This window comes from Sphingobacterium chuzhouense, assembly GCF_014692525.1.
In the GTDB taxonomy this organism is placed as follows: Bacteria; Bacteroidota; Bacteroidia; order Sphingobacteriales; family Sphingobacteriaceae; genus Sphingobacterium; species Sphingobacterium chuzhouense.
On sequence record NZ_JACNYL010000001.1, the window covers coordinates 1098115 to 1123597 of the forward strand.

Consider the following 25483-nt stretch of genomic DNA (forward strand, 5'->3'; position numbering starts at 1 on the left):
TCCATTTGATAATCATGAAAAAAGCTTTCAAAAATATAGGATTAGCTATTGCTTTCGCAATATCCACAACAAGTTGTGCAGACTTGTTGGATTTACAGCCGGAAGGCTCTCTGACCGAACAAACGACTTTCACTACTTACAATAATTTTATAGCCTACGCCTGGCAATTTTATGGTGTTTTTCCCGGTTATGACGCCAATGTTCCCAATTCAGAGGTTCATTCTGATCTTTTTGCTACCGCAAATACCAACGCAACGTCTGATTGGATATGGCAACGCGTTGTCATTCCAGGCTCATCCCCTAACTATAGTGATCCCTTTTCAAGAATCAGAGCTATTAACATCATGCTTGATAACATTGATCAAGCCGCACAACTTACAGACGAGGAAAAAAAACATATCCGCAGCATCGGTTATTTTTTCAAAGCATTCAATTATATGGACTTGCTCAATAAATACAGCAGTGCAATATGGGTAGAAAATACTGTTAATGATGGAGATACCGATGTGCTCTACGGTACCCCGGCCTCCCGTGATGAAATTGCACAAAAGATACTTGACATGCTTACCTTTTCTGAGCAAAACATCAAACCCGAAGGAGATGGTATCAACACCATTAATACACACGTGGTAAGGGCTTTATTATCTCGCTTTGGACTGAGAGAAGGTACATGGCGTAAATATCATGCTCTAAATGACGTTACAAAATATCTACAAGCGAGTCATGAGGCCTCCACAAAGCTGATAAACGATTTCCCAAATTTACATGCCGATTACGATGAATTGTTTAATAGCGAATCATTGGCAAATGTCGATGAAGTTCTTTTATATAAACAATATGAAATGAACCAAATCACACATTCCTTAGCTTCTTTGGCACGTAACTCCGCAGGTCGTTGGGATTTGACAAAAAACGCTGTCGATCTTTATTTATTACGGGATGGCGAAACACGTTGGACCAGTAATTTATTTGCTGGAGATCAAACCCCTTATGATGAGTTTAGAAATCGGGATATCCGTCTATATTATACCGTTCCTCCACCCTTTCGCGTACAAGTAAGCCATCCCAGCTACACATGGGGATATACAAATAATGCGGCTGACCGAGAATATATCGACCTCATGGATGAACTTTCCGTGCCCACCCGAAAAACGTTACCCACTATGAATTGGCAAGGATTGATAGTCATACAGGAACCTCATTTTGTAGATTATAATCTCGGACAACCATTTAATGTAACTTTCACGGGCTATAGGTTCTATAAATTTAGTAACAAAATTAACATGATACAAAATGTTGACATCAATGATGCTCCAATCTTTCGCATGGGGGAAATATTGCTTAATCACGTCGAAACTGCCTATGAATTGGAAAATATCAATCAAAATGTAATAGACGAGACGATCAATAAATTACGAGCAAGAGGACAAGTGGCATCCCTACAAATTGATAATATTCCAGCCGATCCGACCCGCGACGCAGAAATTAGTCCCTTACTTTGGGAAATCAGAAGGGAACGGGCAGTGGAGCTGATGGGCGAAGGTTTCCGTTTTGATGATCTTAGAAGATGGAAAAAAATGGACTACGCAGTTGAACGTAAAATTGGACGTTACATTACAAAAGGAGTAGATGTGCCTGCAAACTCGCCTATTCCTATCCTCAACAATGCTACTGCAGGATACATAGCTTACGAAGGTCAAGCACCTACACCTTTTCCAGAGCATTACTACTTATATCCGATACCATCAGCTGAAATTGTATTGAATGATAATATCAAACAAAACCCGGATTGGTAGTTTTCTATAAATTTGTATAAGACTTGAAAAAATAGATTAGCATGAACTTACATATTTCCATATTCATCATTTCCTTGCTGTGTAGTATTTATCTGCCTTCCACAGCCCAACAACAAAAACCAAATATTGTCTTTATTCTAGCCGACGATCTAGGTATCGGCGACATCGGCCCTTATGGACAAGAAAAAATTAAAACACCCAACTTGGATAAACTCGCTAGCCGCGGTATGCGATTTGAAAATTTCTACTCGGGCACATCCGTATGTGCACCATCCCGTTCCGCGCTGATGACAGGGCAGCACACGGGACACACCTACATCCGGGGGAACAAAGAAATTCAGCCGGAAGGACAGGAACCGCTGGCCGATAGCATCACAACCGTTGCCATGTTACTGAAAAAAGCCGGTTATACAACAGGGGCTTTTGGAAAATGGGGGTTGGGCATGGTCGGCACGTCCGGTGATCCACTGAAAAAAGGATTTGATGAGTTTTACGGCTACAATTGCCAACGTCAATCCCATCGCTACTATCCCACCCACCTATGGCATAATACCGAAAAGATAGTGTTGGAGGGAAATGATCTGCAGCAAAAAATACATTATGCACCCGAGCTAATCCAGCAGAAAACACTGGCTTTTATCGAGGCAAACCAACAAAAACCTTTCTTTCTTTTTGTCCCTACCGTGCTTCCTCATGCGGAATTGGCTGGTCCTAACGACGAATTCTATCAGCAGTATAGCGCTAGCTTTCCGGAGACGGCACATAAGGGGAATGATTATGGTCCGAATGCCACCGTTCCCGGCTATGCATCCGTTGAAAAGCCCCGTGCTACATTCGCCGCTATGATCAGCCGCCTAGATCATTACGTGGGCGAAATCGTAGATAAACTGGAACAATTGGGGCTATCCGATAATACGTTAATTATTTTCACCAGTGACAATGGGGCACATCGGGAAGGCGGGGCTGATCCTCAATTTTTCAACAGCTCTGCCGGATTAAAAGGATACAAACGCGATCTTTACGAAGGTGGCATTAAAGTTCCCATGCTGGCGGTTTGGCCGGGTAAAATAAGCCCCGCAAGTACAACACCCCATCTCGCTGCTTTTTGGGATGTACTACCGACACTCGCGGAGGCCTCCGGCATTTCGACACCTGATTTTACAGACGGGATTTCGATATTTCCCACACTCACTGGAAAAGGAAAACAACACAAGCATCAGTACCTGTATTGGGAATTCCATGAAGACGGAGGAAGACAAGCGGTCCGTGCGGACAACTGGAAATTGGTAAGACTTAAAGTTAAAGATGGAAGTCAAACCACCGAGGAGCTATACAACTTAAAGGATGATCCGACAGAGAGCAATAATATCATCCGCAAGCATGGCGAAATAGCCAAAAAACTCGGAAAATATATCGATGAGGCTCATCGGGAAAGTCCTATCTTTCCTTTGATAAAGCAGTAAAATGTAGCCGTTTATCTATCGCGAAGATAAACGGCTACTATCAAATTTCCCCAGTTCAACAATCAGGAACTTTCGGTATAATTTTTAACTAAATAAAGCGCTAAATAGATTCTCTAAGGTTGCCAATGGGCGAATCGCAATATCGTACTTTTTAGCGTCCAACCCTTTTGTATTATATTTCGAAATAAAAATTCCCTCGAAACCCAATTTTTCTGCCTCCGTAATCCGTTGTTCGATACGGTTTACCGCTCGAATTTCGCCGGACAACCCTACTTCTCCCGCAAATGTAACCTGCGATGGCAACGGGATATCCTGTTGAGAAGATATTAATGCCGCGATAACAGCCAGATCGATAGCAGGGTCTTCTACACGCAATCCTCCGGCAATATTCAAGAAGACATCTTGCGCACTGAGCCGAAATCCAAAACGTTTTTCCAAAACAGCTAATAGCATACTCAGACGTTTTGTATCAAAACCTGTCGACGTTCGTTGTGGTGTTCCAAAAGCAGAATTGCTTACCAGCGCCTGCACTTCAATCATCAAGGGCCGAACACCTTCCAACATAGCCGCAATAGCAACCCCGCTTACCGGTTCGTCACGCTGAGAAATCATAATTTCTGAAGGATTGGAAACTTCACGAAGCCCTGATCCCTGCATTTCGTATATCCCCAATTCAGAGGATGAACCGAAACGATTCTTTACTGCTCGCAGGATACGATACACATGATTCCGATCTCCCTCAAACTGCAACACCGTATCTACCATGTGTTCCAATACTTTTGGTCCGGCAATAGAGCCATCTTTGGTGATATGCCCTACAATAAAAACCGGCGTACTGGTTTCCTTCGCAAAGCGCAAAAGTTCTGCTGTACATTCTCTAACCTGAGATACGGAGCCAGGAGCTGATTCGATCTGGGATGAGTGTAGCGTCTGAATCGAATCAATAACCACCATATCGGGCTGTACGGTTTCAATTTGCTTAAAAATCTGTTGTGTGGATGTCTCGGTCAGGATATAACAATTTGCGGTAGAGCTCTGTGCCAATCGTTCTGCCCGCATCTTGATCTGTTGTTCGCTTTCCTCACCCGAGATGTAAAGTGTTTTGACTTTCGGTATACCCAATGCCAGTTGCAGCATCAGTGTTGATTTTCCAATTCCAGGTTCACCTCCTATCAGGACAAGTGATCCTGGTACAATCCCCCCACCTAACACCCGGTTAAATTCTTTATCCGGTGTTGTCAAACGTTGTTCATCCTGATAAACAATTTCGTTGATGATCGCCGCTTTGTTTGTTCGTCGTGAAGACGTAGGCGTCGTGGTACTTCGCCACTCGGGCACTTTAGAACTTGTCTTTTCTATCATTTCTTCGACAAAAGTGTTCCACTGTTTACACGACGGGCATTGCCCTAACCATTTAGCCGATTCGTACCCACAATGTTGACAGAAATATGTTGATTTCACTTTAGCCATTGAGCGAAGTTAAGGATTATTTTGCATTACAACCCGTCATAAATAGCATCCTGTATACGACTTCGTATATTCAAATCCAACAGCTTTGTCGAAACCTGTGGATGAACCCGATTCGATAAGAAAATATAGATAAGTTGATTTTTTGGATCGATCCATATACAAGTCCCTGTATAGCCAGTGTGCCCAAACACGGATTCATTCGCCAATCGAGACGGATATTCTTTTTTCTTGTCCGGATCAGCCCGATCAAAACCGAGTCCACGCCGACTGGTTAATGATTGTTTCGATGTAAATAAATCGACTGTCTCCGGCCTGAAATACCGGATACCACCATACTCACCTCTATTTAACAGTAATTGGCCATAAATGGCCAGGTCATTTGCCGTAGCAAAAAGCCCCGCATGTCCCGCAACACCACCAGCCATCGCAGCACCTTCATCATGTACATACCCCTGTAATAGCTCTTTTCGAAAAACGGTGTCGTTCTGGGTAGGTACAATACGGTCTTTTGCAAAGCGCTGACGCGGATTATAGCCTGCTGTTTTCATGCCTATAGGTTGATAAAGCAGTTCCTGTACGTAGTCCTCCATAGGCTTAGACGTCATACGTTCCGCAATTTCTTTCATGACGTACATACTGATATCGCTATATACATAGTTACCGACAGGCTTTACGGGAGATTGCATCATTTGCGGCCACATGACATCTCTGTAATAGTTATTTCGGAGGTAGGCTTTGTCCGCCACACGCACTTGGTGAGCTGTATCTGGTTTATGGATTAAATCACCCGGTTTCAGATTTCGATAAAAGGGGATAAAAGGGGTAAACCCTGCTTCATGCAACAACACACTGCGAAGTGTAATATCTTTTTTGTTCGTTTCCTGCACTTGTCCTAAATAACAGCCCATGGTACTATCCAGATTAATAATATCTCTTTCTTGAAGATGCATAATAACCGGGGTTGTACCAGCAATCTTACTGACGGATGCGAGATCGAATATATCAGAGGTCTTCGTTTTTACATTAGTACCATAAGTATGGGTGCCATATGCTTTATCTAAAATAACCTGTCCATCTTTCACCGCCATAACAACCAGTCCCGGTGTTGCGCGTTCCTGGATAGCCTCTGCAGCAATGGCATCAATCTTTTTTGTCATGCTCTCGATATCCAACCCGCAGGAATTTTCTGTAGCATACTGCAAGCGGGTTTGCTCTGTTCTATTTTGCCCTTGCGTAATGGCTAATCCTCCAAAAACCGACATGGCAGCATATTGCTGAGCCTCGTTATTAAATTCGGGGTAAATCAACTCCGAAAACCGACCTTGTAAGCGCCCCCGTGACCAACTCGAAGACGTCGCCCTATTTTCAAATCGTACGACAATAATTTGTTTATTGTGCACAATAGATTGTTGAATCAGCAACAATAGATCGTTTCGGAGATCTTCCTTCGTTCCGGCTATAATGATGGTATTGTGATATTTCGTATGCTCTTCGTAACCGTTGAAATCAAAGCTTTCAACATCCGCATAACGCTTTACCATGTTTACAAAATGAGCGTATTTATTAGGAAACGGTGTAATTACCGCCAAACGGTGCCTATCTAGACGCTTTAAGGGTACTATACCTCCTCCATTTTGGGTCATAATAACCTTATTGACAACAGTTTGCTTGTATTGAGCAAAGCTGCTTAATGCCGGTGCTGCTGTTAACAGTAGGGCACAGATGTAAAGTATTGTTTTTTTCATGCTTAGGTTCAAATTTAAAAAAGTTTTTTGTTTCAAACATATCATCTATATTTCCTCCGTAAAATAGCCCTTGATGGCTGAGGAGAGCTAAAGCAAATTCATTTTATATTTATGCACAATTAAAATTGCATATAAAAATGAATTACTCATGATAATTTTATATTTTAGGAATTCGTGAATGCAAAGCATTTTATTTAGGTTTGATCTATGCCCGAAGTTATAGACAATAAGACTATATTTTCCCTCTTGGAAGTATCTCGCAGTATTCAAAAAACCATTGCGGATAGATATAGAAGTCTATATTGGATAAAGGCAGAGATGAACAAGCTCAACTACTACACCCATTCGGGACACTGTTATCCCGAACTAGTCGAGAAAAAAGATGGTAAAGTAGTAGCAGAAATGCGTTCGATATTGTGGAAAGCCGATTACCAACGAATTAATGATCAATTCCGCAAACTGCTAAATGAACCATTAAGAGACGGCATTACCGTTTTATTCCAAGCCGCTATTTCTTACGACCCGTTGTATGGATTTAGCCTTAAAATCGTCGATATAGATCCTACATTTGTGCTAGGGGAGTTAGAAAAGGAGAAACGAGAGAGTATTCGAAAACTGCAGGAAGAAGGTATATTCCATGCTAATAAAAATCTACCGTTTCCTCTCCTACCCAAGCGTCTTGCAATCATCTCCGTGGAAACGAGCAAAGGGCTGTCTGATTTTTTTAAAATTATTCAGCGGAATCCTTGGCAATATAAATTTGAATATACTTTGTTCCCCGCACTGTTACAGGGAGACAAATCTATTCCATCTATTATCAGACAGTTAGCCAATATTGCCGAGAAAACCGAAGAGTTTGATGCTATTGCAATTATTCGCGGAGGCGGTGGAGAGGTAGGACTTTCCTCTTACAATAACTATCAATTGGCTAAAGCCATTGCGATCTTTCCAATTCCTGTTATCACCGGTATCGGACATTCCACCAATGAAACCGTCAGTGAGATGGTTGCATACCAAAATGCGATTACCCCTAGTGAGCTCGCCGACTTCCTGATACAGAAGTTTCATCAATTTGCCATACCGGTGGTTGAAGCTCAGAACCGTATCATACAAGCTTCAAAAAGTCTGTTTGAACGAGAAGAGCGTTTATTGATGCAATTCAGCCAATCCATATCCTGGAACAGTAAAGCGGTACTTGCCACCCAGGAACATAAGCTGACGACATTAACTAATCACTTGCAACTATTCTATAGGCAATTATTGAAAGACCGGAAAGCAGATCTCAATAGTATACAAAGATTGTTGCAGTTGGCAGATCCAAAGCAGTTGCTTAGAAAGGGATTTAGCATCACCAAAATTAATGGTCATGCAATTACGCAAGATATTTCCGTGCAGGTGGGCGACGAAATAGAAACCATCCTGTATGAAGGAACAGTGTACAGCAAAGTAATAAAATAAATCATGTAACGATATCATGGAAAACACATACACCTATAACGATGCATTTGAAGAACTTCAGTTGATAGTATCGGAAATCGAATCCGGACAAACTAATGTAGATGAACTTACAGAAAAGATACGCAGAGCTTCCCAACTAATAGCTATTTGCAAAGCAAAACTAACTTCCTCCGAAGAGGAAGTAGAAAAGCTATTGGCAAAACTAGCAGAAACCGCAGCTGATGAAGTAGCAGAAGAAGCGGATGACGACGAGGAGGAATAATTTTAGCAGTAATTACGCCGTTACCTTCGTACCTACATCTTTCCCTTCCACAATATCCAAAATAACACGATCTCTTTTACCATTAGCGATATACGTCGGAATACCTTTGGCTGCTGCATTCTTCGCAACTTTAAGTTTCGACTTCATTCCACCACGCCCCGACGCTTCCCCTTTATCACTTTTTGCGATATAATGCTCTACTTCTTGATCTACGGTAATTTCCCGGATCAATTTAGAATTGTCATCATTAGGATGCCCGGTATAGAACCCGTCTATGTCTGTAAGAATAATAAGCATATCGGCCTGGATCATTTCAGCAATCAAGCTCGCCAGTTCATCGTTATCCGAAAACATCGAATGGGACACCGAAACCGCGTCATCTTCATTTGCTATGGGAATGACGCCTTCTGACATCAATCCTTCATAGCAGTTTATCATATTGGTACGGTGTTCTCCTGGATTAAAATCACGTTTCGTACCTAACACCTGTGCACAACGCATTCCGTTGTTTTGGAAAAGCGTATAATAATGTCGCATTAATCGAGGTTGTCCGATAGCAGAAAATATCTGTCTGCGCTGCGACTTATCTTCGGTTATCACGTCGCCTAGCACTTCCTTTCCGGCGTTGACGGATCCCGATGAAACCAATACCGTCATGATATCATCTTCGTACAGTTTAGAAATCTGGTCGACGAGCTTTGTTAAAGCAGATAGCATAATACGGTTATCTCTATTGGCCATAACACTGGTACCTACTTTGACTACAATTCTTTTTTTATACGTATACATACTACTTATTGTTTTCCTTTCCCAACTGTACCGCTCTATCAAACGCGGCATAAGCTGCATCTTTAATCAATTCTTTGACATTATTTTCTTCCATAGAATCTAGTGCGGCACGTGTTGTACCTCCTTTAGATGCCACTCTATCCATCCACGCAGTGGGATTAAGGTCTGAACTATTGAATAACTCAACCGCACCTTGAAAAGTCTGTGCAACCATCAAACGTGCATCTTTCTCGCAGAATCCCATTTTTACAGCGGCTTCCATCATCGATTCCATGAAATAGAACACATAAGCAGGTCCTGAGCCAGATATACCCGTAGATTTATCGATTTCCATCTCGTTCGCAAGTTTGATAGAGCGCCCAGTGGTATCGATCAATTTTTCGACGGTTAGCAATTCCAACCGTGAAACCTCTTTAGAACCAAGAAAGGATGTAAAGCCATGTCCTACTTGAGCCGCAAGATTAGGCATTGCACGTACTACTTTTTTTATACCCATTGCTTCCTGCATCGTCTTTATCGTGACGCCCGCCATAATAGACACAAAAATCTGATCTGGCTTTTTGTGCATCTTGATGGCTTCAAAAACTTCATCGCTGTGATAAGGTTTCACAGCAATAAATACAATGTCTGCTTGCGGCAAGCAATCTTCTAATTTTCCGTAGACATCGAACGTACCCTCCGCCCGTAATTCAGCTAGCTTTTCTGCTGAGTTGTCCAAAATCATTAAATCTTTTTCTCTCAATAAGTCTGATTGGGCCATCCCATGAGCATACGTTAGCCCCATGTTTCCGGCGCCAATTACTAAAATTTTCATCGTAATAATTTGTTTTTAAATGTGATGAAGCTATCAGATTTTTCATGCCTTTATACGGGCTGAAAAATCATGATGGTTTCATTTTTTAAATTGTTTTAAAAGTGATAAAAACTTGCCCAAGCTATCTCTTTCGGGAGGTAACTCAGCCAACTTTATCTGATTAAAATTTTTATTGTAATAACATTAGTTCAGGTATAACCCCACAAGGAACGTGCTGAAAATTAATATGATGCAAAATCATCCGGGATATCCTTGAGAAAAAAAAGACACAACTCGCTGCTAAGTAGTCGTTTATACTGCCTCTTAACTTTTTTCATATTTTTTTAAGTGGAGCGAATGTCAGTTCTGCCAAAATGACTATAAAAGTTAACACATATCAGGTCTTCTACGGTGCTATCACCGTTTTCATGCGAGCACGTGCAATGAATTCGCCATCAAGTTTGGTTTCGATTTCCACTAGGGTTACTCCCATAAATTCCTGTATGATTTGTATGCTGGAAAAAACGGTTTCCCCTATTTTTGGTAGTTTATGAATCTCCACATTTTGCATAGAGCCAATATAACCCATCGGCGCATTTTCGCCTTTCAAGAAATAGCTATATCCGGTATGCAGAGCAACGGACTGGGCCATGTGTTCAAGAAGACCGCTTTCAGCCAATTTTTCGTCATCGACGAACACACCTTCTGCTCTCACAAAAAAAGACGACACTAATCCATTTTCGTCATATCTTTCTAAACTCGACACCAAAACAATAGGAGTTCGCTGTGGGATGAGGGTTAATAGTTTTTCACCTGAAATCGGTAGAGTCATCATTTCCAAAAGTCAAAAAAGTTAAACCATTGTAGCGGATACTTCTGCAATATGTGTTCCACACTGCGAGTGTATGCGATAAGATAAGATTGCGGATCCCGCTGTTTTACATCCACAGCCCTACGCGCATAAAGATGATAATGCAATCCGGATTCGCGCATTACATATACGAAAATAACGGGAGCGGATAATCGGGAAGCAATACGAAATGGCCCTACCGGAAAACAGGCTTCTTTACCAAGCAAAGGGGCTGTTAACGTTTTAGCACCGTCAAAATATCGATCGCCTGTAAAACAAATCAGTTCGTTATTCGATAGCGCCTCGTTTATCGCGAAAACATGCGACATATCCTCTTGAATATGGATGAACTTAACGCTTGGTTTTTCGGAAATGCGTTCTATATATTCTTTGATGATTGTGCGTTCCTGGTCTACGGTCACCAGGTTAATCTGAAGATCTAAATCAATATCTGCAAAAAATTTATCTGCAATTTCAAAATTGCCGACATGAGCCGATATGAGAACGCCTCCGTTTTTATCCGCCAAGACTTCTCTTAAAATGTCTATTCCGTCAAATTCATAAGTAAATCTGTCGCGTAAGCCGGAAGAGATCGCTACTTTATCAATGATGGTCTGCCCAAAAACAAAGTACGTTTGATAAACTTTCCAAAATGCTTTCCAAGTTCCATAGCCCTGCCTTTGGCGCAAGTAATAATAGATAGCCCGGAAACTTTTGGGAGAGAAAAGAAAATAATAGAATGCTACAAAAACAAGTAATCCGTAGGCGGTGCGGACACCCAGTTTCTTGATTAAAAAGACGAATATCTTATAGCCAAGGAGTGTTCCTCTTGATTTTCCGTCCCATTGGCTCATCTTATTCCCCTGTTTAATTCCTCACGGCCATTTTTTGTTCTACGACATTATAGAAATCCTGAAAAGTGACCACTCCGTCAAAATCTGCTTCTACTAGTTTGACTCCAAAATTAGATTCGATAATAACAACCAAATCCACGTAGTCTAAACTATCTAGGTCAAGAGATTCTTTTAAAGACGCTTCCGGACTGATAATCTCCTCATCTACTTCAAACTCTTCTACCAAGATTTCATTTATCTTTTGATATATACTCGCTTTATCCATCATTAAATTTCTTGACTACCAATGCGGAATTGGTTCCACCAAATCCGAAAGAATTAGACAAATATATATCAAATTCTTGTTTTATTGTGTGGGAAACAAAATTTAATTCTTTGATATCATCATCTGGTTCTTCCAAATTAATATTTGGAGCGATGAATCCATGTTGCATCATCAGCGTAGAATATACAATTTCCGATGCACCTGCCATCCAACATTCGTGTCCTGTCATGGATTTTGTGGAACTGACATACGGCTTATTCCCGAATACCTCTAAAATTGCCTTTGCTTCATTAGCATCACCAATCGGTGTCGACGTTGCATGTGCATTGATATAAGCAATATCTTTCGCCTGTATATTGGCCTGTTCGAGTGCCCGCCGCATAGCCTTCGCCGGTCCACCTATATTAGGTGTCGATATATGGCCTCCGTTGGAAGAAAAACCATAACCTATTATTTCTGCGATAATAGGTGCGCCTCTTTTTACGGCCGATTCATAACTCTCCAATATGACTGTTGCTGCCCCGCCGCTGGGCACCAATCCGGTACGTCTTTTATCAAAAGGTCGTGAAGCTGTTTGTGGGTGGCTAATATCCGTCGCAAAGACACCCAAACCATCAAAACTAGCCATAGCATAGGGGTTGACTTCCTGTGCTCCCCCACAAATGATCATATCCTGTAATCCTTGCTGAATAAACATATAGCCCAGACCGATTGCGTGCGAACCACTAGCACAGGCAGCACTAATCGTCATGTTGATTCCAGACAATCCGAAGATTGTGGCTAAATTCATCGTGACGGTAGAATTCATGGATTTAAAAATGGCACCAGAGCCGATGAGTTGGGTATCTTTTTTCTCTCGCACGATATCCGTTGCTTCGATAACCGCTTTAGAGACGCTGTCGTTCCCAAACAAAATGCCCACCTCTCGCTTGCCAAGATCGTCTTCCTGCAACCGTGCTTGCGCCAATGCTTCCATTGTCGCCATATAAGCATACTCTGATTCCTCTCCCATACTGATGCGTTGACGCCTGTTGAGCACCTTCTTCAAATCCGGTGTAGGTACCATACCCGTCAATGGGGACTGAAATCCAAAGGTTAATCGCTCCTTATCAATCACAATACCTGATTTACCGTCAAAAAGCGATTGTTTAACCTCTTCTAAATTCGTACCGATGCAGGAATAGATGCCCATTCCCGTAATGACTACACGTTTGCTCATTCGACAATCCTAAGCATAAATTCCACCATTTATATTGATAACTTCTCCGGTGATATAACCGGCTTTCGTTGACGCTAGGAAACAAACCAAATCGGCAACCTCCTCTGCTTCGCCAAAACGGTTTGCTGGAATAACCTTTTTCAATTCCCTTTCGTTCATTCCTTCTGTCATATCCGAACGGATAAATCCAGGAGCAACGGCGTTCACGGTGATGTTTCTCTTCGCAATCTCCTGTGCCAGTGCTTTTGTGGCACCCACAACACCGGCTTTTGCTGCCGAATAGTTGACTTGGCCTGCGGTTCCTTTGACACCCGAAACTGAAACGATATTTATGATTCGTCCATACCGTTGGTGCAGCAGTTTTTGGATGAAAAACTGTGTTACGTTATAAAAACCCTGCAAAGAGACGTCTAGTACAGAAGACCAATCTTCCGGGGACATCCACATAAAAAGACCATCTTTCGTAATACCAGCGTTATTAACGATAACCTCTACTAAAGCTTCAGGATGGCGATCGCTCCATGTTTGCAACGCCTCTTTTACAGCCGCAGCATCTCCAACATTAAATTTGATGATTTCACCTGTTGCTCCCTCATCTTCTAATACGGCCAATGTTTCCTTAGCGGCTTCCTCATTTCCTTGATAATTAATCAGCACGTGATACCCCAATTCGACAGCTAACTTTTTACAGATTGCCCGTCCGATACCTCTCGACCCGCCTGTTACTAGAGCACATTTCATATCAGTTCATCAAATATTCCTTGACCTGCTGAATAGCAGGATAAAGCGGTTTGTCGTCTGAAAATGCAGGAATAATCTCCCTAATTTCATTGTACACCGCTTTTGTTTTTGAAGATACAAAATTTTGATAATTTAAAATATCAATTGCCTGCCTCACAGAAATAATTTGCACAGCAAGTACTTCAAATGCATTCACAATCACTCGATTTGCTATCACCGCAGCATTCGTTCCCATACTTACAATATCTTGATTGTCATTGTTATTGGGAATACTGTGTATATACATGGAAGTGGAAAGGGTTTGATTCTCAGCGGTAGTGGAAGTTGCCGTAAATTGTGCTCCTTGCATACCAAAATTAAAACCAAGCTTACCCATATTTACGAACGGCGGCAACAATCCATTGATTTTGGTATTCATGAGGTAGTTCAATTGCCGTTCCGATAACATCGTAAGCCGCGTAATTGCTAATTTTAGCTTATCCATTTCTAAGGAGATGTAATCGCCGTGAAAATTCCCACCATGATAAACATTTTGGTCTTCCACGGAAATAATAGGGTTGTCGCTGACAGAATTCAGCTCGTGTTCAAGCACTTTTCCCACTTGTTGGATAGTTTCCAAAATTGGTCCTAATATCTGCGGAACACAACGCAGCGAATAGTATTCTTGTACTTTATCTTTAAAGACGTCTTCTTGATTATTACCCGAGTATAGGTCTTCCTCACGTTTTTTTATCAATGCACTATCGAACAGGTGCTCCCGCATACGAGCTGCAACCTGGCTTTGCCCAGCATGTAGCTTTACTGCATTCAAGCTAGCCGAATAATGATCGTCATGTGCCTTTACAATTTCATTCATAGCACAAGAAAGCCAAATAGACCAATCTAGCAGCTTCGAAGCGTAGAAGTAGTTGACAATACCAATACCTGTCATCACAGATGTACCGTTGATCAGGGACAATCCCTCACGTACGATTACTTCTATAGGTTTTAATTCCTCTTCCTCAAAAACGATCGCTGTAGATCTACGTTCATTTTTATAAATAACCTCCCCTTCTCCAATCAACACAAGAGCCAAATGTGCTAATTGTACCAAATCACCACTTGCTCCCACACCACCATGAGCAAAAATGACCGGCGTAATATTTCGATTGATTAATTCTTTGAGCAGCTCGATAACACTTACATGGACGCCGGACTTCGCTTTAGAAAGATTTGCCAAACGCGTAAGCATGGTTGCTTTCACATGGAGTGGCGGCAATACATCACCTGTACCAGCTGCGTGACTACGGATCAAATTATATTGCAACTGATTCGTATCCTCGTCTTGTATACGATATTGTGCCATGGGTCCGAATCCCGTATTTACACCATAAATCACTCTATTCGCAGCAAATTCTTTTAGGAAAGTGTGGCTTTCTCTTACCAAGTCGAGTACTTCTTGTTCTATATCAAAAGGTTCTCCTTCAAATATAATCTCATAAAACTGAGACAGTGTTAATTCTTTATCTACCGAAATCATTTATTCCTGTATACGTATATTTGCTTAATCGCGAATTTGGGTATCCTATTTGTCGGACTCCATTTGCAAAAATACTATAATTTAATTTTATTTGCTTAATTCATCAAGCTATGGGTATCGAGGAAGTAGATGTTTTAATTATTGGAGCAGGACCGTCGGGTTGCGTGGCTGCAGGTTATTTACAGCAACAACATGTTCGCATTAAGGTTATCGAGAAATCCAAGTTCCCCCGTCTGGTTGTGGGCGAGAGTCTTATCCCTCGTGTTATGGACCATTTTGAAGAGGCGGGGTTGTTGCCCGCACTACAAGCCCAAAACTTTCAAAAGAAACTTGGAGCACGCTTTATTCGCGGAGAAGTCATTAGCGACTTTGACTTTGGCGATAAATTTGGTAAAGGATGGGATTGGACCTGGCAAGTGCCCCGCGCCGATTTTGACCACACTATGACGCAAGAGCTGCAGCGAAAGCATGTAGATATTGCTTTCGAAACAGCCGTAACGGCGATCGAATTTGATGGTACCGACTCTTTGACTACCATTCAGGACAAAGAGGGAAACCGTTCACAAATAAAAGCTCGATTTGTCATCGATGCCAGTGGATACGGACGCGTGCTTCCCCGTCTATTACATTTAGATAAACCATCACAACTTAACCCACATTCCGCTATCTTCTCTCACGTAAAAGACATCAATCGTCCCGCGGGTATCGAGGGCACACAAATTTCATTTGATGTATTAGATAGGGAGGTATGGCTATGGGTTATCCCTTTTTCCAATGGCATGACAAGTTTGGGTATCGTTGCACACACTGATTTTATCGAGCAGCTGAAGGGAGATGGCGGTACAGTAGAAGCTTTAAAAAGAGCGATTAACCTCTCCGATTTCTATGTCAAGCGTTTTGCGAATACGAACTTCGAGTTTGAACCTATTCATCTCAAAAACTATTCTGCTGCTGTCTCCAAAATGTTTGGGGATGGATTTGCGTTAACAGGTAATAGCGCCGAATTTTTAGATCCTGTATTTTCTTCCGGCGTATGTTTTGCCACAGAATCGGGTATTCTTTCTGCAAAGTTAGCCTATCGACAATTACAGGGAGAGAAAATTGATTGGCAGGTCGAATATGCCGATTATATGGAACGCGGTATCCGTGTCTTTACTACGTATGTAAAAGAATGGTATACAGGCAATCTGCAAACGCTTTTCTTCCACCGTCCGGAAAATCTGGATGTGAAGCGTAAAATATGTGCGGTATTAGCTGGCTATGTTTGGAACGAAGAGAATCCGTTTGTCAAGAAACATGACAGGGTAATCCGTACCATGGCTTATATGTTAGAAAATTCTTAATCGTCCTCTTCTGTTTTAGGCGGTTGTGTTTTTGTCACACCGGCCTTAAAACGAGACTTGAAACCAGCAGGTTTGTTGGACGGAGCTTCTACCGTCTCCTGCTTACTCTCCTCTTCCTTCGGTTTCTCCGGTTCAACGGCTTTGGTAACTCCTGCTTTAAAACGAGGCTTGAAACCAGCAGGCTTGTTTGACGGAGCTTCTACCGTCTCCTGCTTACTCTCCTCTTCCTTCGGTTTCTCCGGTTCAACGGCTTTGGTAACTCCTGCTTTAAAACGAGGCTTGAAACCAGCAGGCTTGTTTGACGGAGCTTCTACTGTCTCCTGCTTGCTCGCCTCTTCCTTCGGTTTCTCCGGTTCAACGGCTTTGGTAGCCCCTGCCTTAAAACGTGGCTTGAAACCAGCAGGTTTGTTTGACGGAGCTTCTACTGTCTCCTGCTTGCTCTCCTCTTCCTTCGGTTTCTCCGGTTCAGTGGCTTTGGTAGCCCCTGCCTTAAAACGTGGTTTGAAGCCAGCAGGTTTTGAAGAGACAGTCGTTTCTGTCGGATGTGGAGATAATTCTTCAAGTATCTCAGCAGAAATAGATTGATCTTTGACAGCAGTTTCCTCTTCTTCCATTAAGGCGTACTGCTTTCTCAGTTTATTAAACCAAAACTTCTTAGTATGATCAAAGCTTTTCTCACCCATTTGAGCATAATGCTGCCTAAACTCATCATATAACAGACGATTATCGCCCCGCAACTGTGGCAAGTCTATTTTCTTTTTGGCAAAAAATTCCTCAAATGTCATATCAATACCCCTCTACTCCATATTATGGTAGACCGCTTGTACGTCATCATCTTCCTCGATCTTATCGATTAACTTGAGTACATCGGCAGCCTGTTCTTCATCTAAGGCAGTATGAGATAGGGCGATACGTTCCAATTTAGCAGATTTCACTTCAATCCCTTTTTCTTCTAAAAGGCTTTGCATATTTCCAAAATCCTCAAAGGAAGTTTGGACGACAACAATATCATTACCTTCTTCGTCCGCCTCTACATATAACTCTTCTAATCCACCGTCAATAAGTTCCAGTTCCAATTCTTCCACATCAAGGTCTTCTGCAGCCTCAAAACGAAATATCGATTTCCGCTGAAAGATAAAGTCAAGGGATCCTGTCTTACCCAATGAGCCACCTGATTTGGTGAAATAACTTCTGATATTCGCAACCGTACGGTTGGTATTGTCGGTTGCTGTTTCTATCAAAACCGGTACGCCGTGGGGGCCATAACCTTCATACACATATTCTTCGTATCCTTTTGCATCCTTTTCAGAAGCTCTTTTAATAGCTGCTTCAACACGATCTTTCGGCATATTAACAGCTTTCGCATTTTGGATAGCTGTACGCAAACGGGAATTGTTTTCCGGGTGTGGGCCGCCCTCTTTTACCGCAATGGCTATTTCTTTCCCTAAACGTGTAAACTGTACGGCCATTTTGGCCCAACGTTTAAATTTTCTTTCTTTTCTAAATTCAAAGGCTCTGCCCATTTTTCTATACGTTTGTTTTGAGGTTCGCAATCATGTCTTCTGTTATCGACGCCAAATCAAACTTAGGTTCCCAGCCCCAATCTTTATTTGCATAAGCATCATCTATGCTTGCAGGCCAAGAGTCAGCAATTGCTTGACGTGGGTCGTAATCAACATAGGACATCTCAAAATTAGGAAGAATTTTTTTAATTTCTTCGGCAATCTGTGCAGGAGTGAAAGATACCCCCCCGAGATTATAACTTGAGCGGATAGAGATTTGTCCTGCAGGAGCATCCATCAGTTCGATAGTTCCACGTACCGCATCGTCCATATAGAGCATAGGTAAGGCTGTGTGAGCAGAAAGGAAACAAGTATATCTACGATACTTTAAGGCTTCAATAAAAATATCGATAGCGTAATCTGTTGTCCCACCTCCCGGTGCGGTCTTCCAGGAAATAATCCCCGGATAGCGAATACTGCGAATGTCCAGATCATATTTATGATGGTAGTATTCACAAAGCCTTTCGCCGGCCAGCTTGCTTACGCCATAGATACTAACGGGATCCATTACACAATATTGATCCGTGTTTTGCTTTGGAGAGTGCGGCCCAAAAACGGCGATGGAGCTGGGCCAAAAAATCTTCTTAATATCGAGTTCCAATGCGAGATCCAATACATTTAATAGACCATTTATGTTGAGGTCCCAGGCCTTCTGCGGATATTTCTCAGCAGTCGCGGAAAGCATGGCCGCAAGTAAATAAACCTGTGTTGGTTTATACTTCTCAAACAAGCTCTTTAACGCAGATTTGTCTAATACATTGATGATTTCAAAAATCTCGTCCTTTTTCAATGTACTTGGTTCTCGAATGTCTGACGTGATAACGTTTTCAGCACCGAATTTATGGCGAAGAGCTGATGCCAACTCTGATCCGATTTGGCCGTTCGCTCCAATCATTACTATACGCTCTTTCATTATGGCAAAGTTAGCGCATTTTATAGGCAAAATAGAACAGCAATCGATTGCTTGATTTGTCCTTTTTTTACAGAAATACTTAAAATTATAAATCTGTAAATATTCATGGAAAAACGTTACGTTGTGTGCAATAAATTGCGAAATATATTTTTATTTTCTTACTTTTGGTATCTTAAATTTATTGTAATTTATTTAACATCTTAAACAAATAAAACAAATTCAATTATGAAAGTTGCAGTAGTAGGCGCAACGGGCCTTGTAGGGTCAGAGATTTTGACCGTTTTAGCGGAACGTAATTTCCCGGTAACAGAGTTGATTCCAGTAGCATCGGAGCGGAGCAAGGGCAAGGAAATCGAGTTTAAGGGAAAGAAGTACAAGGTCGTTACGCCGGCAGAAGCTATTGCGCTTCAACCTGATGTAGCTTTATTTTCCGCAGGAGGTGGTACTTCAACAGAGTATGCGCCACAATTTGCCGAAGCGGGCATCACGGTGGTCGATAATTCGTCCGCATGGCGTATGGATCCAACGAAAAAATTGGTTGTTCCAGAAGTGAATGGTGAGGTGTTGTCGAAAGAGGACAAAATTATTGCAAACCCAAATTGTTCTACCATCCAAATGGTGGTTGTACTTCAGCCATTGCATGCGAAGTATAAAATCAAACGTGTTGTCGTGTCTACTTATCAATCTGTTACAGGCACAGGTGTGAAAGCTGTCAACCAGTTGATGGATGAGCGGGCAGGAAAAGATGGTGAAAAAGCGTATCCATATCAAATCGACTTAAACGTCATCCCTCATATTGATGTATTCCAAGACAACGGATATACAAAAGAGGAAATGAAAATGATTCAAGAAACGAACAAGATCATGGGTGACGATTCTATTCGCGTTACAGCAACAACCGTACGTATCCCAGTTATGGGAGGGCATTCGGAAGCTGTAAATATAGAATTTGAAAATGATTTTGATTTGGCTCAAGTACGTCAATTGCTAGCCGAACAAGAAGGTGTTATTGTTGTCGACGATCCCGCGAATCTCCAATATCCTATGCCGAAAGATGCACATGGTAAAGACGAGGTTTTGGTAGGACGTATCCGTCGTGACGAATCGCAAGATAAAACATTAAATCTTTGGGTTGTAGCAGACAATCTTAGAAAAGGAGCGGCAACGAACGCGGTGCAGATCGCTGAATTGCTTCTTAAAAAAAGATTGATTTAATCGCCGAACAACATTAGATAATTTTAAGGTACTGTCTCCTATATCTGTTATGTACAAATGTAGGAGACATTTTACTTTTTGATTTTTACTTTTTATCTTACACCATGTTAAAGGAAGAAAGACAGGCTTATATCATTCATCAGATAAACCTACACAACAAGGTATTATCATCTGACCTAAGTGTACAGCTGAACGTATCGGAAGATACTATACGACGCGATTTGAACGAACTGGCCGAAAATGGGCAGGTGTTAAAAGTATACGGAGGAGCCTTATCCAAATCCTTTCAATTTCCTTTTCAGGAGGGGAACGTGTATGCTAAGGAGTCAAAAAAAGAGATTGCTCACAAAGCCATCGAATTGATACAAAGTGGAATGACTGTGTTGGTAGGTGGCGGAACAACTATGATTGAATTGGCGCGATCAGTTCCTAACGATCTTCAATGCACATTCTTTACTATCAGTCCGCTCGTTGCACTGGAATTAGCAGAGAAGGACAACATTGATGTTATTCTTATTGGTGGAAAATTATCCCGAAACACAAATATTGTTTCGGGTGCACAGGTTATCAATGAGCTCTCTGACCTACGGGTAGACCTCTGTTTACTCGGAACGAATAGTTTGTCGTTGGACGAAGGTATCACAGATTCAGATTGGGAAGTTGTCCAGATTAAACGGGCAATGATCAAATGTTCTAAGAATCTTGCTATCCTCAGTATTGCAGAGAAATTGAACTCTAATCAGAAAATGCGTGTTGCTCCCTTACGGGATGTCACTTACTTGGTTACAGACCTTGATCCCAAGCACCCTAAATTAAGAGAATTTGCACATCAGATTGAAGTGAGGTAATGGCTACTTTATTTTGACATATATTATGGTTTTGACTCCATATGATAATAAATCACTTATTATAAGGGCGAAGAATAATGTCTACGAGAAAAAAGGCTGTTTCTGGAATCATTTGGACATTTTCCGAATCGTTGATAAACAAAGGATTTGGGTTTGTTACGGCTGTTGTATTAGGAAATATACTTTCCATAAATGACTTCGGGCTGATTGCTATGATCAGTCTGTTTGTACAAGTAGGTAATACCATCGTAGAAAGCGGATTTGGCAACTCGTTAATTCGAACAAAAGATGCAGATGATGGTGACTATTCTTCTGTTTTTTGGATGAATCTTGGTTTGGGAGTGATCATGTACCTGTTGCTTTATGTCGCATCCCCCTGGATAGCATCTTATTTTGATCAGCCTATACTATCTTCTTTAATCCGCTGGTATTGTCTAGCTTTTATTATCTCGGCTTTTTCCACGGTACAGTTATCCATATTATCATCGCAACTACAATTTAGAAGTATTACGCTAATCAGTATTCCCAGTGCCATATTAGGTCCTCTTATTGCTATATTAATGGCTTATTTCGGTTTTGGGGTCTGGTCATTAGTGGCGCTGTACTTGGTTTCCCAAATCGTGCAGAGCCTAGGTTTATGGTATGTTTCAAAGTGGAGACCTTCATTTATTTTCAAAAAAGAAAAAGCAAAGACGCATTTTTTCTTTGGCTACAAACTTTTGTTATCGGCTTTACTGGATACCGCGTTCAAGAATATATACAATTTTATTATCGGAAAAAGGTACACGGTCGATGCGTTGGGTTATTTTGATCGGGGACGCGCTGTCAATGAGTATCCTACCTCTATTCTCACTAACATTGTCAGTAAGGTGACCTATCCTTTATTGTCCAATATTCAGGATAACAAGACAGAAACTTCTAACGCTTATAAACAGATTATTCGAACTTCTCTTTTTATAAACGCACCGATGATGTTAGCTTTGGCAGCAATGGCTCCGCTTATCTTTGAGCTTTTTTGGAAGGAAAAATGGTTGCCGGCCGTTCCTTATTTTCAAATAGTTTGTTTGGCAAGTATGCTATATCCGATACATTCGGTCAATCTGAATATCCTTAAAGTTTATAGTCGCACTAATCTCTTTTTGCGTCTGGAAATCATCAAGAAAATACTGATGGCATTATGTATAGCCATTGCCTGGAATTTTGGCATATTAGGACTGGCCTGGAGTATTGTAGCGTCGTCGTTTCTCGCATTATTGGTAAACACATACTATAGCAAAGAATTAATTGGCTATTCCACAAAGCAACAGCTTGTTGAAATGTTGCCCACACTCCTTATTTCAGGTGCAATGTATTTGGTGATGAAACAAGTTATATCTCTCCTTGAGGGAAATGTTTTGATTTTACAAATTTTGATTAGTTTTATAGCCGGGTTTATATTCTACTTCGGTATATGTTGGATTATTAAATCAAAACAACTGTTATTTATTATCAAAACTATAAAAAGTTATTCATCATGATATATGTGACGCGCCCGTTCCTACCTCCTATTGACGAATATCAACATTATATACATCAAATCTGGAAAAGGCAATGGCTTACGAATATAGGCCCCCTTTCGAGCGAGCTGGAAGATCATCTCAAGAAATTTTTAGATGTAGAACATTTGTTGTATGTGACCAGCGGGACTATAGGTCTGCAAATAGCCATCAAGGCATTAGAGCTGAAAGGAGATATCATCACGACCCCTTTTTCCTTTGTGGCTACTACAAGCGCCATTGTATGGGAAGGGTGCAATCCTGTTTTTGTTGATATAGATTCTCAATCGCTAACTATTGACGCTACCAAAATAGAGCAAGCAATTACTCCGGATACTACGGCGATATTAGCAACACATGTGTATGGTAACCCTTGTGACATCGACGCAATAGATAAGATTGCTAATAAATATAAGATTAAGGTCATCTATGATGCTGCACATGCTTTTGCTATTACCTATAAAGGCAAATCGATCTTGACATACGGAGATATTAGCATTTGTTCCTTGCATGCAACAAAATTGTACCATTCTACCGAAGGAGGATTGGTCGCTACCAAAGACCCAATGCTTCTGAAAAAAGCTTCTCTGATGCGTAATTTCGGAATATCCGGCTTCAATCAATACAGTGACCTAGGCATCAACGGGAAAAATTCCGAATTCCATGCTGCAATGGGTTTAGCTAATCTAAAATATGTAAGGGATATAATATCTAAAAGAAAAGAAATTACAGAAAAGTATAACGCTAATTTAAAATCTGCAAAGTGCTTATTTCCTGTTTGGAACAAAGACGCATCCCGGAATTATGCTTATTACCCGATAATCCTGCAAACCGAGCAGCTGCTATTAAATGTCATGGAGGAACTGGAAAAAAATCAGGTCTTAACTAGAAGATATTTTTATCCGTCTCTTTCCTCATGTCTTCCGTATCTGGATTCTCAAGAATATCCGGTTTCTGATGATATTTCTAAACGGGTTCTTTGTCTCCCATTGTATTATGATTTAACATTGGAGGAAGTAAATTTTATTTGCAGTGTGATATTAAGAGTACAAAATAATACATCATGGTAATCATAGGAGCGGGTGGTTTTGCCAAAGAAGTACTTCATATTGTCTCCCAAATAGAGCAAGATGAGCATATTGTTTTTTTTGATAATACAATAACCTCTCCGGAATATGTATTGGACAAATATCCTGTGTTGCGCAGCGACAATGATTTAAAAGCGTATTTCAGAAGTAATGGTAATTCATTTGTATTGGGTCTAGGGAATCCTTCGTTAAGGGGCAAATTATATCACAAGATTATCTCTTTAGGTGGAGATTTATGTACTGCTGTAGACAGGTCAGCCCTAATTGGAGATTTCTGCTCTATAGGTATTGGAGCTACTATTTTGGCACATGCCTGTGTCAGTAATACCAGCAAAATCGGTCTGGCGCCATTAATATATTACCACGCTGTCATAACCCATGACTGTGTATTAGGGGATTTTGTTGAATTATCTCCTGGAGCGACCATATTGGGACATGCCTGTGTGGGCGATTACACCCATATTGGAGCCAATGCCACCGTACTTCCTAAAGTAAAGGTTGGTAAAAATTGTATCATAGGCGCAGGAGCCGTAGTTACAAAACACGTTCCAGATAACACTATTGTGGCAGGGACACCTGCTCGTATATTGAGAAAAAATGACGGACTTTAATACGAAGAGAAATCTACATATTTTACATGATGACAAATTTACGGATGGGGCTATCAGGCAATTTGAAAGATACTACCCCCACCAAAACATCTATGTTGTATTGTTATATGCGGGATCTGACTTAAAAGATACATCCCCAAACACGCTAGCACAAATATTTAAAATTCGGGATGCTGAGCTCAAAAATAAAATCTATCATATTATCCGCACCAATAACGTGGAGAACTTGTTTATCCACTATCTGGATAATTTCAAAGCCAGTATCACAAACAAAATTTTAGAACGGTTTTCACTGAAATTTTACTGGATATTTTATGGTGGTGATTTGTATGGATATCTTCAGCAGTATCGCGGTTACCATATTTTAGATGATCCCGGATTGCTTCAGAAGAAAAATATGTTGCAGCGCATCATCCGAGAATTAAAATATTTACTCTGGTTTCGCAAAACGATCAGACAGACTATGTTCAAGGCATTTGGCCAGGTCGATTATTTTTGTTTTTGGAATGAATATGACTTTGAACTTTATCAGTCGTATTTCAAAAATAATGCTGTATTCAAGCCTTTTATCTATTATCATGCTTTAGGCAACCCTGCTTTTTCCGGAAAAGAAAAAGAAGACATCATACTTATCAACCATTCTGCTTCATTTTCGGGTAATCACTTATATATATTTCGGTTATTAAACCGATTGGGCTTTTCGGACACCAGATATAGCCTTCTCATACCTTTAAGCTATGGGAATAAGGAATATGCAGATATAGTAGAGGATGATGCTATCAGACTATTTGGCGAAAAAGCAGAAATCTTGCGTGATTTTATGCCTATAGTACAATATCAACAAAAACTATCTAAGGTAAAAGTAGCTATATTTGGTATGAAACGGCAGGAAGCAGCAGGCAATATATTTCAATTGCTGAATATGGGTGCAAAAGTATTTTTGAGAGAAGAGAATACGGTGTTGAAATGGTTACGTAATCGGGATTTTGTGGTATTTTCCGTTGAAAAAGATTTGTCAGACATGCATCAAATCACCCCCCTTTCGGAAGAAGAAATCATACATAATCGAGCATGTTATCATAGATATTTCAGTGCGGATATGTATAATGATATGATGAAAAACTTGATTGGAGAAGGTTAAGAA

Annotated in this window: 24 protein-coding genes; 11 read left to right on the forward strand and 13 right to left on the reverse strand. The window is 41.0% G+C overall.

Annotated elements, in window-relative coordinates:
* Positions 1 to 14: 14 nt before the first annotated feature.
* On the forward strand, positions 15 to 1796 hold the full coding sequence (locus H8B21_RS04200) for a RagB/SusD family nutrient uptake outer membrane protein (RefSeq protein WP_190312511.1): 1782 nt from the start codon (positions 15 to 17) through the stop codon (positions 1794 to 1796).
* 41 nt (positions 1797 to 1837) lie between these two features.
* On the forward strand, positions 1838 to 3259 hold the full coding sequence (locus tag H8B21_RS04205) for an arylsulfatase (RefSeq protein WP_190312512.1): 1422 nt from the start codon (positions 1838 to 1840) through the stop codon (positions 3257 to 3259).
* Between the two features lie 84 nt (positions 3260 to 3343).
* On the opposite strand, the gene radA is transcribed toward H8B21_RS04205, so the two are convergent.
* Together radA and H8B21_RS04215 are read right to left on the reverse strand one after the other, a co-directional pair.
* Positions 3344 to 4729 (reverse strand): DNA repair protein RadA, encoded by a 1386-nt coding sequence (gene radA / locus H8B21_RS04210; RefSeq protein ID WP_190312513.1) that lies wholly within the window; start codon positions 4727 to 4729, stop codon positions 3344 to 3346.
* A 26-nt stretch (positions 4730 to 4755) separates the two neighbouring features.
* Positions 4756 to 6474: a serine hydrolase domain-containing protein gene (locus H8B21_RS04215; RefSeq protein WP_190312514.1), complete on the reverse strand. Its 1719-nt coding sequence runs from the start codon at positions 6472 to 6474 to the stop codon at positions 4756 to 4758.
* Positions 6475 to 6681: 207 nt separating this feature from the next.
* Between H8B21_RS04215 and xseA the strand changes: the two genes are divergently transcribed.
* Together xseA and xseB are read left to right on the forward strand one after the other, a co-directional pair.
* Positions 6682 to 7932 carry an exodeoxyribonuclease VII large subunit gene (xseA, locus tag H8B21_RS04220; RefSeq protein WP_190312515.1) on the forward strand — a complete coding sequence of 417 codons (1251 nt, stop codon included), beginning with the start codon at positions 6682 to 6684 and terminating at the stop codon, positions 7930 to 7932.
* A gap of 16 nt (positions 7933 to 7948) precedes the next feature.
* Complete coding sequence (xseB, locus tag H8B21_RS04225) at positions 7949 to 8194, forward strand: exodeoxyribonuclease VII small subunit (protein ID WP_190312516.1); 246 nt, start codon at positions 7949 to 7951, stop codon at positions 8192 to 8194.
* A 12-nt stretch (positions 8195 to 8206) separates the two neighbouring features.
* Here the strand turns inward: xseB and proB are convergent, their stop codons facing one another.
* From proB to H8B21_RS04265, 8 genes are all read right to left on the reverse strand, one after another.
* Entirely contained in the window at positions 8207 to 8983 is a 777-nt protein-coding gene (gene proB, locus H8B21_RS04230) for a glutamate 5-kinase (RefSeq protein WP_190312517.1), read from the reverse strand.
* A gap of 1 nt (position 8984) precedes the next feature.
* A complete protein-coding gene (proC, locus tag H8B21_RS04235) occupies positions 8985 to 9797 on the reverse strand; it encodes a pyrroline-5-carboxylate reductase (RefSeq protein WP_190312518.1) in 813 nt (270 codons plus the stop codon).
* A gap of 385 nt (positions 9798 to 10182) precedes the next feature.
* A complete protein-coding gene (locus H8B21_RS04240) occupies positions 10183 to 10611 on the reverse strand; it encodes a hypothetical protein (protein ID WP_223814823.1) in 429 nt (142 codons plus the stop codon).
* Positions 10608 to 11480 (reverse strand): LpxL/LpxP family acyltransferase, encoded by an 873-nt coding sequence (locus H8B21_RS04245; RefSeq protein WP_190312519.1) that lies wholly within the window; start codon positions 11478 to 11480, stop codon positions 10608 to 10610. The genes H8B21_RS04240 and H8B21_RS04245 overlap by 4 nt, the downstream gene beginning before the upstream one ends.
* Positions 11481 to 11493: 13 nt before the next feature.
* Positions 11494 to 11748, reverse strand: coding sequence for an acyl carrier protein (locus H8B21_RS04250; protein ID WP_223814824.1), 255 nt, complete (start codon positions 11746 to 11748; stop codon positions 11494 to 11496).
* Positions 11738 to 12964, reverse strand: a complete 1227-nt coding sequence (locus H8B21_RS04255; protein ID WP_190312520.1) for a beta-ketoacyl-[acyl-carrier-protein] synthase family protein — start codon at positions 12962 to 12964, stop codon at positions 11738 to 11740. Before H8B21_RS04255 ends, H8B21_RS04250 begins: the two co-directional genes overlap by 11 nt.
* A 9-nt stretch (positions 12965 to 12973) precedes the next feature.
* On the reverse strand, positions 12974 to 13705 hold the full coding sequence (gene fabG / locus H8B21_RS04260; protein ID WP_190312521.1) for a 3-oxoacyl-ACP reductase FabG: 732 nt from the start codon (positions 13703 to 13705) through the stop codon (positions 12974 to 12976).
* Position 13706: 1 nt separating this feature from the next.
* Positions 13707 to 15224, reverse strand: a complete 1518-nt coding sequence (locus H8B21_RS04265; protein ID WP_190312522.1) for an HAL/PAL/TAL family ammonia-lyase — start codon at positions 15222 to 15224, stop codon at positions 13707 to 13709.
* A 110-nt stretch (positions 15225 to 15334) separates the two neighbouring features.
* Here H8B21_RS04265 and H8B21_RS04270 point away from each other — a divergent pair, with 110 nt between their 5' ends.
* Entirely contained in the window at positions 15335 to 16567 is a 1233-nt protein-coding gene (locus H8B21_RS04270; protein ID WP_190312523.1) for an NAD(P)/FAD-dependent oxidoreductase, read from the forward strand.
* Here the strand turns inward: H8B21_RS04270 and H8B21_RS04275 are convergent.
* Genes H8B21_RS04275 through H8B21_RS04285 form a run of 3 tightly spaced genes read right to left on the reverse strand, consistent with a single transcriptional unit; the run spans position 16564 to position 19042 of the window.
* Positions 16564 to 17352: a hypothetical protein gene (locus tag H8B21_RS04275; RefSeq protein WP_190312524.1), complete on the reverse strand. Its 789-nt coding sequence runs from the start codon at positions 17350 to 17352 to the stop codon at positions 16564 to 16566. The two genes, H8B21_RS04270 and H8B21_RS04275, sit on opposite strands and share 4 nt — an antisense overlap.
* 12 nt (positions 17353 to 17364) lie before the next feature.
* Entirely contained in the window at positions 17365 to 18090 is a 726-nt protein-coding gene (locus H8B21_RS04280) for a YebC/PmpR family DNA-binding transcriptional regulator (protein WP_190312525.1), read from the reverse strand.
* A 4-nt stretch (positions 18091 to 18094) separates the two neighbouring features.
* Positions 18095 to 19042, reverse strand: a complete 948-nt coding sequence (locus H8B21_RS04285) for an NAD-dependent epimerase/dehydratase family protein (RefSeq protein ID WP_190312526.1) — start codon at positions 19040 to 19042, stop codon at positions 18095 to 18097.
* A gap of 225 nt (positions 19043 to 19267) precedes the next feature.
* Between H8B21_RS04285 and H8B21_RS04290 the strand changes: the two genes are divergently transcribed.
* The 6 genes from H8B21_RS04290 (at position 19268) to H8B21_RS04315 (ending at position 25480) form a co-directional block, all read left to right on the forward strand.
* Positions 19268 to 20257, forward strand: coding sequence for an aspartate-semialdehyde dehydrogenase (locus H8B21_RS04290; protein ID WP_190312527.1), 990 nt, complete (start codon positions 19268 to 19270; stop codon positions 20255 to 20257).
* A gap of 104 nt (positions 20258 to 20361) precedes the next feature.
* A complete protein-coding gene (locus tag H8B21_RS04295; protein ID WP_190312528.1) occupies positions 20362 to 21105 on the forward strand; it encodes a DeoR/GlpR family DNA-binding transcription regulator in 744 nt (247 codons plus the stop codon).
* A gap of 77 nt (positions 21106 to 21182) precedes the next feature.
* On the forward strand, positions 21183 to 22622 hold the full coding sequence (locus H8B21_RS04300; protein ID WP_190312529.1) for a lipopolysaccharide biosynthesis protein: 1440 nt from the start codon (positions 21183 to 21185) through the stop codon (positions 22620 to 22622).
* The gene (locus H8B21_RS04305) at positions 22619 to 23710 is read left to right on the forward strand and encodes a DegT/DnrJ/EryC1/StrS family aminotransferase (RefSeq protein WP_190312530.1); all 1092 of its coding nucleotides are present in this window, start codon (positions 22619 to 22621) and stop codon (positions 23708 to 23710) included. Before H8B21_RS04300 ends, H8B21_RS04305 begins: the two co-directional genes overlap by 4 nt.
* Positions 23704 to 24339: an acetyltransferase gene (locus H8B21_RS04310; protein ID WP_190312531.1), complete on the forward strand. Its 636-nt coding sequence runs from the start codon at positions 23704 to 23706 to the stop codon at positions 24337 to 24339. The genes H8B21_RS04305 and H8B21_RS04310 overlap by 7 nt, the downstream gene beginning before the upstream one ends.
* Positions 24326 to 25480: a TDP-N-acetylfucosamine:lipid II N-acetylfucosaminyltransferase gene (locus H8B21_RS04315; protein ID WP_190312532.1), complete on the forward strand. Its 1155-nt coding sequence runs from the start codon at positions 24326 to 24328 to the stop codon at positions 25478 to 25480. Before H8B21_RS04310 ends, H8B21_RS04315 begins: the two co-directional genes overlap by 14 nt.
* Positions 25481 to 25483 lie beyond the last annotated feature (3 nt).